Origin of the sequence: Micrococcus sp. KBS0714 (genome assembly GCF_002008305.4) — a bacterium.
Lineage (GTDB): Bacteria > Actinomycetota > Actinomycetes > Actinomycetales > Micrococcaceae > Micrococcus > Micrococcus luteus.
Map to the genome: position 1 here is coordinate 1,774,107 of NZ_CP042169.1, position 11,788 is coordinate 1,785,894.

The window sequence follows — 11,788 nt, forward strand, 5'->3', positions numbered from 1 at the left end:
TCCAGCGCGGCCGCAGGGACGGCGGGTGCACTCAGTCCACGAGCCCCGCCGCGGCACCGGCCGCGCGGTAATCCGCGGCGAGCGAGTCCAGGGTGGCGTGAGCGTTGAGCCCGCTGGGGTTCGGCGCCACGAACAGCCGCGTGCCCGGCCACGGCGTCTGCTGCTCCCCCAGCGCCGCCTTCGGACGTCCGAAGGCCTGCCGGTAGGCCGTCACCCCCAACACGGCGACGACGGCCGGCGCATGCGCTGCCACGAGCGCGTCCAGGCGGGCGGGGGCGGCGGCGAGATCCTCCGCGGTGAGCTCGTCGGCGCGGGCGGTGGCACGCGGGACGAGGTTGGAGATCCCGATGCCGCGGGCGTGCAGCTCGGCGAGGTCCTCGGCCTTGTAGCCGTCGGAGGCGTCGACCAGGTGTCGGGTGAGCCCGGCGCGGTGCAGGGCCGGGTAGAAGCGGTTGCCGCGGCGGGCGAAGTGCGCACCGGTGGCGGCGCTCCACAGGCCGGGGTTGATGCCGATGAACAGCAGCCGCAGCGGGTCCGGCAGCAGGTCGGGGACGGTGCGGTCGCGGAACTGCTGGAGCTCGGCCTGGGTGAAGCGCATGTCAGTAGTGATACCTCGCCTGGAGGATGATCAGGTCCTCGCCGTCGACGAGGTAGACGAGCCTGTGCTCCTCCGTGATGCGTCGGGACCATGCCCCGGCTGCGCCGTACTTCAGCTGCTCGGGCTTGCCGATCCCCTCGAAGGGATCACGCAGGGCGGCGTCAATGAGGGTGTTGATCCGGTTGAGAACCTTGCGGTCCGTGGTCTGCCAGTGCGTGTAGTCCTCCCAGGCCGAGCGGTCCCACACGAGGCGCACTCAGGCGTCCCCGTCCATGCGGTCCAGAGCGTGCTCCTCGACGCTCCCTGCGCGGGCGCGCTCGTAGGCGTCCAGCAGCCGGCGGGCGTTGGCCGGGGAGCGGAACAGGTAGGCGGTCTCCTGCCAGGCGGCGTACTCGTCCGCGGGCATGAGGACGGCATTCCCCTTGCGGGAGACGATCTCCACGGCGTCGCGGTCCGCATTCACTCGCTCGATGAGCGGGAACAGGGTCTTGCGGGCTTCACTGGCGCTGATGGACATGCTGGCCTCCTCGGGTGCGATGTGGTACTTGCTTATGGTACCAGTCGGTGAGGTGGAACTCAGGAGGCACCCTGCGGGATGCAGAGGGCCATTGAGACGGCCGAACCCTGTTCGTCAGAACATCGCCGCTGAAGTCCCATCGGTCCTACTCTGGCTGGAATCCCCTGCCGCACAAAGGACTTCCGATGACTGGAATACCGTTTCTGCTCGTCTTCATCCTCGCCATCGCCCTGATGATCGTCATGATCTCCCGATGGAAGATCCACCCCTTCCTCTCGATCATGGTCGTCGCCTTCGCCTTGGGGATCATCGGTGGGATCCCGCTGGTGAAGTCGACCGGCGCCGAAGGGGAAGCGCCCGTCAAGGGCATCGCCGACGTGATCGGGGAGGGATTCTCCGGGATCTTCACCTCGATCGGCATCGTCATCATCCTGGGCACGCTCATCGGACTCATCTTGGAGCGCACCGGCGGTGCCTTCAGGATCGCCGATGCGCTGGTGAGGGTCGTCGGCAAGCGCTACCCCGTCCTGGCTATGCAGCTCATGGGCTGGGTGGTCTCCATCCCCGTGTTCTGCGACTCCGGATTCGTCATTCTCAACCCCATCCGCAAGGCCCTGGCCCGTCGCACCGGGGCGTCACCCGTGGCGATGACCGTGGCCCTGGCCGCGGGCCTGTACACCTCGCACGTCTTCATTCCACCGACCCCGGGGCCCATCGCAGCCGCCCAGAACCTCGGCATCGGCGACCACCTTCTGTTGGTGATCGGCCTCGGCGTCCTCGTCTCGATCCCCGCACTCCTCGTCGCGTACCTGTACGCCCTCTACATCGGCAAGCGGGTGACCTCCCCTGAGGAGACCGGCACGGAGGACGCGGACGAGCTCGAGGCGGCCTACGACGCGCTACGCCGGTCCTACGGGCGGATGCCTGGGACTGCTGCCTCCTTCGCGCCCATCATCGCCCCCATCCTGCTCATGGCTCTCGGCTCGCTCGCATCCGTCCTGAAGTGGACCGGCCCCGCGGGTGACTTCGCCCGATTCCTCGGCACGCCGATGATCGCCCTCGCCGTCGGCACCCTCTGCGCAGTCGGCCTGCTGTTCAGCGTGCGCCGTGGCGAGACGTTCTACGACCTGACAGAGGAGACCCTCCGGGTTGTCGGCCCCATCCTGTTCATCACGGCGGCCGGCGGTGTGCTGGGGCGCGTCATCGCCGCCACCGACCTCGTCACCTTCATCGAGAGCAACGCTGCACAGTTGTCGGTCATCGGACTGTTCTTCCCCTTCCTCGTCTCCGCCGTCCTGAAGACCGCGCAGGGCTCCTCCACAGTGGCACTCACGACCACGTCGGCCATGGTCTTCCCGATGATGCCTGCACTGGGCTTCGAGACCCCGGTGGCCAGCGCGCTCGTGGTCATGGCCATTGCGGCCGGCGCCATGACCGTCTCCCACGCCAACGACTCGTACTTCTGGGTGGTCACCAACTTCAGCGGCATGACGCCCTCGCAGGGCTACCGCACCCAGACGATGGTCACGCTTCTGATGGGACTCACCTCCATCGTGTTCATCTGGCTCCTCGGCCTCGTCCTCGTCTGACCCCGTCACCTGACTCAGGAGATCCACGCGTGCAGCGCATCATCGTCATCCCAGACTCGTTCAAGGGGGCCCTGTCGTCGCGGGAGGCGGGCTCCGCGATCGCCGCGGGTCTCGCGTCGGTCACCGACGCCGAAGTTCTCGTGGTGCCCATCGCCTACGGCGGGGAAGGCACCGTCGAGGCCTTCGTGGCCGCCGCAGGGGGCGCCTTGCGATCCGCGACCGTCTGCGGGGTGTTCTACGGCGAACGCGTGCCCGTCCACTACGGACTGATCGACCCGGACGTGGCGGTGGTCGAGACAGCCTCATGTGCCGGGCTCCCTCTCGCCTCCGGACGCGAGGACACGGGACGGGCCACGACGTTCGGTGTCGGTGAGCAGATCCTCGACGCGGTGTCCGCTGGCGCGGGCAGAGTCATCGTCGGGGCAGGCGGGAGCGCCACGACGGACGGCGGCACGGGCGCTGCCGCAGCCCTCGGCGTCCGGTTCCTGGACGCCGCAGGTGAGGAGTTCGTCCCCACCGGCCACACCCTCACCCGGATTGCGCGGATCGACTCCAGCCCGGCACGAGACCGGCTCCGCGACGTCGACGTGGAGGTGATGTGCGACATCAGCAACCCCCTCACGGGATCGCAGGGTGCAGCCCACGTGTTCGGCCCCCAGAAGGGGGCGGATCCTGCATCAGTGGCGAGCCTGGACACCGGACTGGTCCATCTCGCGGGCATCGTCGAACGAGACCTCGGGGTCGCGATCGATGCGCTCCCCGGTTCGGGGGCGGCGGGAGGTCTGGCCGGTGGCCTGCACGCCTTCATCGGGGCCACCTTGAAGCCGGGCATCGACGTCGTCCTCGAGACGGCGGGTTTCCACGACCTCGTGAAGACCGCTGACCTCGTCATCACCGGGGAGGGGCGCATTGACGGTCAGTCCTTGGCCGGGAAAGTGCCGATCGGCGTGGCCCAGGCCGTGCGCGCAGCCGGTCGTGCGATCCCGGTGATCGTCCTCGCCGGCTCCGTGGGACAGGACACGGACACCCTCTACGACGAGGGCATCACCGCGATCGTGCCCATCGGCCGCGGGCCCCAGGACTTGGCGACAGCGATCCGTCGTACGGCAGAGGACCTGACCGCGACCGCCCGCGACGTCGGGCGGCTGGTGATGGCCTGCTCCCCCGCCGGGCTCAGACGTTGAGGAGGGTGAGGGCGGGCATCGGCTGACCCTGGCCCACGAGGACTCGGCGGCGCTACGCCGCATGGCGGTGTTCGACGTGATCCTCAGCAACGCCGACCGCAAGGGCGCCCATATCCTTACCGTGCCCGGCGGGCACCATCACGGGGTGGACCACGGGCTGACCTTCCATATGGAGGACAAGCTGCGCACCGTCCTGTGGGGATGGCTGGGCGAGAAGCTGACCGAGGAGAAGCGCGACGGCGTGGGGCAGGATATCGATGCACTTGAGGGTGGGATGGTTGGCGGCTTGCGGAGCTGCTCAGTGCCGAGGAGATCGGTGCCCTCGCCGAGCGTTCCGCCGGCTTGCTCGACGACGGCCCGTGCTCCGGGTCGCATTAGACCTGGCGCATGCTCATATCCCCTGCCATGACAAGCACGCGCTTGGCGATGCTCGGCACCCCCGACCGTGTAGTCGAACGCCAGGTCACGGGTCCGCATCGACCAGTCGAAGTACCAGGCGACATCGTCCGAGACTGCCGACAATAAGCCCGTGCCGTCGGCCAGCTCCTCCGCGTACTCGCGGAATGACGCACACTCGCCGCAGTAGCGGTCCTCGAAGTCCGGGATGCCCGGCAGGTCGCCCGTGCCCTCAGCCACGTAGTCACCGCTCCTCACCCACGCGCACAACGCCTCGCGCTGGTGCTCCGGGACTGATGCCAGCAAGCTGCCCCACTCGGCGGCTTCGTGCGGGCTCATCTCGCCGCGCACGGGCAGATTCTCGTGGTCGAAGCACCACAACTCCTTGCAACCGGCGCGGTACCGCCCGCGCCCCGGTGCACATGGGTCAGGGTGACCTCTTCGGCATCGACGGCGTCGAACCACTCCCCGACGAGGCCTCCGGAGTTGTAGCAGTGCAGGCAGCCGATCCACACGCGCGGCGTGTTGTCCAGGGTGTCCGTGTCCATGGGTCTCCTCCTCGGATCGAGGAGAGCGGCGAACGCGACAGGCAGTCAGGCTCTGATGGAATGACGCGCTTACGCCGCGTCAACCGCTCTCACGTCGACCCCCGGGCGCCGCTCCGCGGCGCGCCAGCTGCCTGGAGACCCTACGATGCCCGTGGTGCTCGGTATCCTGAGATGGAGCTGAAAATTGCAGACGAAGGCGCGTTTCTCGCGCGAAGGAGTACGAACTATGGCGAGACGGGCCGCGAAAGCGAAGCCGGCGAAAACGCTCGAACAGACACTGTGGGATGCCGCTGACAAGCTCAGGGGCAACCAGGAGCCCAGCGAGTACAAGCACGTCGTGCTGGGCCTGGTGTTCCTCAAATACGTCTCCGACCGGTTCGAGGAGCGCCGCGAGCAGCTCAAGGACGAGCTGGCCGCCGAGGGCATCAAGCCCGAGCGGATCGAGTCGTTCCTGGAGGATCGGGACGAGTACGCGAGTCAGAACGTCTTCTGGGTGCCGTCTCTCGCCCGGTGGGGATACGTGCAGTCGGTGGCCAAGCAGCCGGAGATCGGTCAGCAGATCGACCAAGCGATGGATCTCATCGAGAAGGAGAACCCGTCGCTTCGCGGCGTGCTGCCCCGTAACTATGGCCGTGATGGCCTCGACAAGCGACGCCTCGGTGAGCTGGTCGACCTCATCGGGTCGATCGGCTTTACTGAGACCGACGATCACGGCGCAGACGACGTGCTCGGTCGCGTGTACGAATACTTCCTTGGCCAGTTCGCAGGCAAGGAGACCGGCAAGGATGCGGGAGCCTTCTACACGCCTCGCTCCGTGGTCAAGACACTTGTCGAGATGCTGGAACCGTTCAAGGGTCGCGTGTACGACCCAGCTGTGGGCTCGGGCGGCATGTTCGTACAGTCGGCTGAGTTCGTGAAGGCTCACGGCGGCAAACGCACCGACATCTCGGTATATGGGCAGGAGTTCACCGATACGACATGGAAGCTCGCGAAGATGAACCTGGCTTTGCGTGGCGTCGAGGCGGACATGGGCTCGCATTCTGCGGACTCGTTCACAGAGGACCTTCACCTCGACCTGCGTGCTGACTACGTGATCGCGAACCCGCCTTTCAACGTCTCTGACTGGTGGGATGCGAAGCTCGCCGACGACCCCCGATGGAAGTACGGGACACCACCGAAGGGCAACGCGAACTTCGCATGGGTGCAACACTTCCTTCACCATCTTGCGCCTCACGGCACAGCAGGTTTCGTGCTCGCCAACGGGTCACTGTCCTCCAAGAGCAGTGGCGAGGGCGAGATCCGTCAGCGGCTCGTCGAGGCTGGCCTGGTCGACTGCATCGTCGCAATGCCAGACAAGCTCTTCTTTAACACAGGCATCCCCGTGTCGTTGTGGTTCATCTCCAAGGGGCGTGACGGCAATGGGCACCGCGCGCGCAAAGGTGAGGTGCTGTTTATAGACGCCCGCAAGCTCGGAGCTATGCAGTCGCGACGCCTGCGCGTGCTATCGGACGACGACATTGCGCAGATCGCGGACACCTACCACGAATGGCGCAACCACGACGGCTGCTATGAAGACGTCCCCGGTTTCGCGAAGTCGGCCACGATCGGGGAGATTGAGAAACACGAATTCGTCCTCACACCCGGCCGGTACGTCGGTGCAGCTGAGGCGGAAGTCGACGACGAACCGATCGATGAGAAGATTGAACGCCTCACGAACGAGCTGTTAGCGGAGTTCGAGCGTGGGCGCGAGCTGGAAAATGAGGTTCGACTGCGCATGGGATCGCTCTCGTGACCGCGCAGTGGATGGAAAGCGTGCTCGGGGAACTCTGTACATTCCAGGCAGGAGGAGCTTTTCCGAGACACGAGCAAGGACATTTGACCGGCGACCATCCGTTCATCAAGGTCAGCGATATGACTCTTCCTGCTAACAGCATACGGATCATTGAGGCAAATAACTGGGTGTCGGCTGAAACCGCGGCGCGAATGAAGTTGAAACTAACACCTCCCGGCGCCGTAGCATTCGCAAAAATTGGCGAGGGACTGAAGGCTGAGCGCCTGAGGCGGATCACGGTACCGACCGCGATGGACAACAACATGATGGCTGCCATACCCAAGCCCGCTGTTGTCGATAGCGGCTTCTTGATCTATCTGATCGAAAGTGTCCATATCGCGGAATGGGCTCAAGGGAGCGCGCTTCCATACCTGAGCCAAAAACTTCTCGCAGACATTCCGGTGCACGTCCCGTCCCTCCCGGAGCAACGCGCGATCGCTGCGACACTCGGCGCGTTCGACGACAAGATCGAGTCGAACCGACAAGCAATGGCCACTGGGGAATCTCTTATCCGCGCGGTTGTCGAATCTACGCTCGATGCCTCCGAGGGCGAGGACGGAACACTGGGCGATTATTGCGCACTGGTGAAGGCCCCAGTAGAAATAGACAAGATTGATCCCGATGACAACTATATTGGGCTTGAACACATGCCCAGAGGATCAATTTTCCTGACTGAATGGAAGAAAGCTAAGGGTCTTGGCAGTAATAAGACTGCCTTTAAGCGAGGGGACCTCCTCTTCGGTAAGCTTCGCCCGTACTTCAAGAAGGTGGGTATTGCGCCTATCGATGGCGTGTGCTCGACTGACATCTTGGTAGTCCGGCCGAAGAGTCCTCGCGACATTGCCTTGGTGACAGCCGTCGCAGCATCTGATGCATTGATCGATTCTTTGTCAGCCAGTTCTACTGGGACAAGAATGCCCCGTGCCTCTTGGAAAGACCTCGCGGCATGGCGAGTTCCGGTCCTGACCGCCACCGAACGAATCGAGCTATCAGCCCGTGTAGACCCGCTCGTTGAGCGTCTCACGCAGTTGACGTTCGAGTCTCATCGTCTTGTCGCTCTTCGCGACGCTCTCCTCCCCGAACTACTCTCAGGTGGTCTACGAGTTCCGGTGACGTCATGAAAACACCTGTCTTGAGCGCGACAGATATGCGCATCGTTGAACAAGTCCTCGACATGGGTGACGGTTACGTACTCGACTTCAGTAACCGCACCTTCGCGGATTTCTTTGCTGATCTGGATGTCGAGATCGAGCCAGAAGACTCCGGCCTCTCGAAGGCTAAGCGTTTACGTGCGTTCTTTCGCTCTGCTTCGACGTCAGAGTGCGCTCGTGTTCTACATGCACTTCTCGAATACAGAGGCGAGCAAGACGGAGACGATGAAAGTGCCTCGATCGATAAGTATCGCGCGATCGTCTCGCGACTGGAAGGCGTCGCCGTCCCGTTGAGTGCTGCGCCGGTCGCACCGGAAGTTCTCACGCTGGCGTATGTCCGAGAACTGTCCGACAAGGCGGAGCGTCGTCTCGCAGCCTCAGACCTCGAAGGGGCGATCACAGTGTCGCGCACCTTGGTTGAGGCGGTGTTGGAACAGCTGGAGATTCGTTTAACAGGCCAGAGCGGAAACTACGCCGGTGACCTCCAGCGACAGTACAAGGCAGTTGCGAAGATTCTTCGGATCGACGACAAGGATGACCAGGTCGACGAAGGGTTCAAGCAGATCGCACGCGGCCTGGTCCAGATCGTCAACGGTCTGGCAGCGATCCGGAACATGGCGAGTGACGGACACGCGCGTCACGTGCAGCCACAAGCGCGACATGCCCGGGTGGCTGTGAACTCAGCGAAGACCGTCGCGAGCTTCCTCGTCGAGGTCTATCTGGCGAAGCGCACTGGACCAACGTCGCCTGCCGCAGTGAGGAGTGGCGGATGAGCACCTTCAACGAGAACGTCGTCGAACTGGCCGCTCTAGAGCACTTCGCCGAGCTGGGCTACCGACGTGTGCACGCCCCTGAGATCGCGCCGGGAGAGCCTGACGCAGAGCGGGACTCGTACGAGGACGTCGTGCTGTGGGGGCGTCTGCGTGATGCGCTTCGGCGGATCAACACTAGCGCTGACGCCGCGCTGATCGCCGAGGCTGTGAAGACCGTGCAGCGTGCCGGGTCGCAGAGCGCTGTAGACGAGAACGCTCGCCTGCACAAGCTCATCACGGAGGGTGTACCTGTCGAGCATCGCGGCGACGATGGCCTGCTGCGCACAACACGCTTGTGGCTGGTGGACTTCGACGAGCCGGCGAATAACGACTGGGTGGCTGTCAACCAGTTCACGATCGTCGAGAACGGCAAGAACCGCCGCCCTGACGTGCTCGTGATGGTTAACGGGCTCCCGCTCGCGCTGTTGGAGCTGAAGAATCCGGCCGCTGGGCACGCGACGCTAAAGTCGGCGTGGAACCAGGTGCAGACGTACCGACACGACATCCCGTCGGTATTTGTGCCGAACGCGGTGACAGTGATCTCTGACGGAACGTCGGCGGCGATGAGCAGCTACTCGGGTGCGTTCGAGCACTACGCGCCGTGGAAGACCATCGAGGGTCGTGAGGTCGTCAGCAACCGGCCAGCACTTGAGGTTCTCATCAAGGGCGTGTTCGAGCCGAAGCGGTTCCTGGACCTACTGAAGAACTTCGTGGTGTTCAGTGACGAGACAGTCACCGACAAGTCGACAGGACAGCCCACGCGGGCGCTCTTGAAGCGTGTGGCGAAGTACCATCAGTACTGGGCGGTCAACGCTGCCGTCGAGTCCACGGTGCAAGCGTCAAGCCCTGATGGGGACCGACGCGGCGGCGTGGTGTGGCACACCCAGGGCTCCGGCAAGAGCTTCGAGATGGTGTTCTACGCTGCAAAGATCATGCGCGACCCGCGCATGGCGAACCCGACGCTGGTGTTCATAACCGATCGCAACGATCTCGACGATCAGCTGTTCGGCGAGACTTTCGCCCCCGCGCGCATCCTGCCGGAGACGCCGGTGCAGGCAGCAACGCGCTCGGATCTGCGGGCCAAGCTGAAGCGCGCGTCGGGTGGGATCGTGTTCACCACCTTGCAGAAGTTCGCGCCGGGCGAGGACGGAGACGCCAACCCCGTGCTCACTGACCGTCGGAATGTCATCGTGATCGCCGACGAGGCGCACAGGAGTCAGTACGGATTCAGCGAGACGCTCGACCGCCACGGTCGACTCAAGTCCGGGCTGGCCAAGCACATGCGCGACGCGCTCCCCGGCGCGACGTACCTCGGTTTCACCGGCACTCCGATCGAGTCGAACGACAAATCCACAAGGGCTGTGTTCGGCGATTACGTGGACGTGTACGACCTCACAAGGGCAGTGGAGGATGGTGCGACTGTCCGGATCTTCTACGAGTCCAGGTTGGCAAAAATCGAGCTGTCGGAAGCGGACCTCGCTGCCTTGGACGACCTCGCCGATGAGATCACCGAGTCCGTCGAGAAAGACACCGCAACAGCTGCGAAGTCACGTTGGTCGCGGTTGGAAGCGGTCGTCGGAGCGGAGGCACGACTTGATCTCGTGGCCCGCGACATCGTGGAGCACTGGGAGAAGCGCCGCGAATCCCTGTTCGGCAAGGGCATGATCGTCACCATGAGTCGCCGGATCGCCGTGCGGCTGTACGAGAAGATCATCGCACTGCGACCCGACTGGCATTCGGATGATCCGGCGCAGGGCAAGATCAAGGTCGTCATGACCGGGTCCGCGTCTGATCCTGCTGAGTTCCAGCCGCACATCCACTCGAAGGACGTGCGCAAGGACCTCAAGCTGCGGGCGAAGAACGCGGACGACCCGCTGGAACTGGTCATCGTCCGGGACATGTGGCTGACCGGTTTCGATGCCCCGTCGATGCACACGATGTACGTCGACAAGACCATGCAGGGCGCGGGGCTCATGCAGGCCATCGCTCGGGTGAACAGAACGTTCCGTGACAAGCCCGGCGGGCTGATCGTCGACTACATCGGAGTGTTCGCGAACCTCCAGAACGCGCTGAGCGAATACTCGCCGTCCGACCGCGACCAGGCTGGCGTGCCCATCGACGAGATGGTCCAGGTGATGCTGGAGAAGCACGACATCGTGCGCGGACTCCTCCACGGAGTCCAGTTCGACTCTTCCCCGGAGCTGACAGCTGCCCAGCGGTTGAACGAGTACGCAAAGGTCCTCGACTTCGTCATGGCGGACCCAGACCGGACCTCGCGGTTCAATGACCAGGTGCTGGCTCTGGCGAAGGCGTTCGCGCTGGCGGGCGCGCGCGATGAGGCAGCCGCGATCCGGAACGATGTCCGACTATTCACGGACGTCCGAGCAGCGATCCTGAAGATCCAAAACCCCGACTCTGGCCGAGGCGGTTCGGGCGCAGTAGAGGTCGATACAGCACTCAGTCAGCTTCTCAACGAGGCGGTCACAGCTAATCAGGTAGTGGACGTGTACATGCTCGCTGGGATCGAGACGCCCGAGATCTCAATCCTCAGTGAGGAGTTCCTCGATTCGTTCGCGGAGAAGGACAGGCCGAACCTTCAGATGGGGCTGCTGCGGCGTCTCCTGAACGACCAGATCCGTACGGTGCAGCGAACGAACGTCGTCCAAGGGCGCAAGTACTCGGAGATGCTCGAAGAGACCGTGAACCGCTATACGAACCGGTCGTTGACGACCGCTGAGATCATCGCGGAATTGGTGAAACTTGCGAAGCAGATGCGCGACGCTCAGAAACGGCACGAGGAGCTCGGACTGCGCGAAGATGAGGTCGCTTTCTATGACGCGGTAGTGCAGAACGACTCTGCGGTGATGGAGCTGGGCGACGAGACACTCAAGGCGATCGCTCAAGAGCTCGTGACGTCTGTCAGGCAATCAGCAACGATCGACTGGAACCTGAAGGAGTCTGTGCTGGCTGCGATGCGCTCAAAGGTACGCCGCATCCTCGCCAAGTACGACTACCCGCCTGATGCGGAAGCTAAGGCAATCGAGCTGGTGATCGAGCAGGCGGAATTGTTTGCTCGCGGAGTGTCTGCGTAGGGGTGTGTAGATGTCGACAAAAGTGATGCTCGGCCGTTCACCCCGCAAGGGTACTGGAGGCGCGCCTGGA

Annotated in this window: 10 protein-coding genes and 2 pseudogenes; 7 read left to right on the forward strand and 5 right to left on the reverse strand. The window is 63.9% G+C overall.

The window, feature by feature from the left end; translation table 11 throughout:
* Nucleotides 1-31: 31 nt before the first annotated feature.
* Genes B1A86_RS08045 through B1A86_RS08055 form a run of 3 tightly spaced genes read right to left on the reverse strand, consistent with a single transcriptional unit; the run spans nucleotide 32 to nucleotide 1,115 of the window.
* Nucleotides 32-598 (reverse strand): mismatch-specific DNA-glycosylase, encoded by a 567-nt coding sequence (locus B1A86_RS08045; protein WP_036340854.1) that lies wholly within the window; start codon nucleotides 596-598, stop codon nucleotides 32-34.
* A gap of 1 nt (nucleotide 599) precedes the next feature.
* Nucleotides 600-854, reverse strand: a complete 255-nt coding sequence (locus tag B1A86_RS08050; RefSeq protein WP_036340857.1) for a Txe/YoeB family addiction module toxin — start codon at nucleotides 852-854, stop codon at nucleotides 600-602.
* Nucleotides 855-1,115, reverse strand: a complete 261-nt coding sequence (locus B1A86_RS08055) for a type II toxin-antitoxin system Phd/YefM family antitoxin (RefSeq protein ID WP_036340860.1) — start codon at nucleotides 1,113-1,115, stop codon at nucleotides 855-857. It abuts the gene before it with no gap.
* Between the two features lie 185 nt (nucleotides 1,116-1,300).
* On the opposite strand from B1A86_RS08055, the gene B1A86_RS08060 reads away from it, so the two are divergent.
* From B1A86_RS08060 to B1A86_RS11760, 3 genes and pseudogenes are all read left to right on the forward strand, one after another.
* Entirely contained in the window at nucleotides 1,301-2,704 is a 1,404-nt protein-coding gene (locus B1A86_RS08060; protein WP_036340863.1) for a GntP family permease, read from the forward strand.
* A 29-nt stretch (nucleotides 2,705-2,733) separates the two neighbouring features.
* Nucleotides 2,734-3,888 carry a glycerate kinase gene (locus tag B1A86_RS08065; RefSeq protein WP_052001283.1) on the forward strand — a complete coding sequence of 385 codons (1,155 nt, stop codon included), beginning with the start codon at nucleotides 2,734-2,736 and terminating at the stop codon, nucleotides 3,886-3,888.
* Between the two features lies 1 nt (nucleotide 3,889).
* Nucleotides 3,890-4,266: pseudogene (locus tag B1A86_RS11760) on the forward strand (phosphatidylinositol kinase); the annotation flags it as partial.
* A gap of 123 nt (nucleotides 4,267-4,389) precedes the next feature.
* On the opposite strand, the pseudogene B1A86_RS11805 reads toward B1A86_RS11760, so the two are convergent.
* Nucleotides 4,390-4,623: pseudogene (locus tag B1A86_RS11805) on the reverse strand (antirestriction protein ArdA); the annotation flags it as partial.
* Complete coding sequence (locus tag B1A86_RS11810; RefSeq protein WP_052001236.1) at nucleotides 4,620-4,832, reverse strand: antirestriction protein ArdA; 213 nt, start codon at nucleotides 4,830-4,832, stop codon at nucleotides 4,620-4,622. The gene B1A86_RS11810 and the pseudogene B1A86_RS11805, both read right to left, overlap by 4 nt.
* Before the next feature lie 226 nt (nucleotides 4,833-5,058).
* Here B1A86_RS11810 and B1A86_RS08080 point away from each other — a divergent pair, with 226 nt between their 5' ends.
* Genes B1A86_RS08080 through B1A86_RS08095 form a run of 4 tightly spaced genes read left to right on the forward strand, consistent with a single transcriptional unit; the run spans nucleotide 5,059 to nucleotide 11,718 of the window.
* Complete coding sequence (locus tag B1A86_RS08080) at nucleotides 5,059-6,624, forward strand: class I SAM-dependent DNA methyltransferase (RefSeq protein ID WP_078025882.1); 1,566 nt, start codon at nucleotides 5,059-5,061, stop codon at nucleotides 6,622-6,624.
* Nucleotides 6,621-7,784, forward strand: a complete 1,164-nt coding sequence (locus B1A86_RS08085) for a restriction endonuclease subunit S (protein WP_078025883.1) — start codon at nucleotides 6,621-6,623, stop codon at nucleotides 7,782-7,784. Before B1A86_RS08080 ends, B1A86_RS08085 begins: the two co-directional genes overlap by 4 nt.
* Complete coding sequence (locus B1A86_RS08090; RefSeq protein WP_078025884.1) at nucleotides 7,781-8,587, forward strand: abortive infection family protein; 807 nt, start codon at nucleotides 7,781-7,783, stop codon at nucleotides 8,585-8,587. Before B1A86_RS08085 ends, B1A86_RS08090 begins: the two co-directional genes overlap by 4 nt.
* Nucleotides 8,584-11,718: a type I restriction endonuclease subunit R gene (locus B1A86_RS08095; RefSeq protein WP_078025885.1), complete on the forward strand. Its 3,135-nt coding sequence runs from the start codon at nucleotides 8,584-8,586 to the stop codon at nucleotides 11,716-11,718. The genes B1A86_RS08090 and B1A86_RS08095 overlap by 4 nt, the downstream gene beginning before the upstream one ends.
* Nucleotides 11,719-11,788 lie beyond the last annotated feature (70 nt).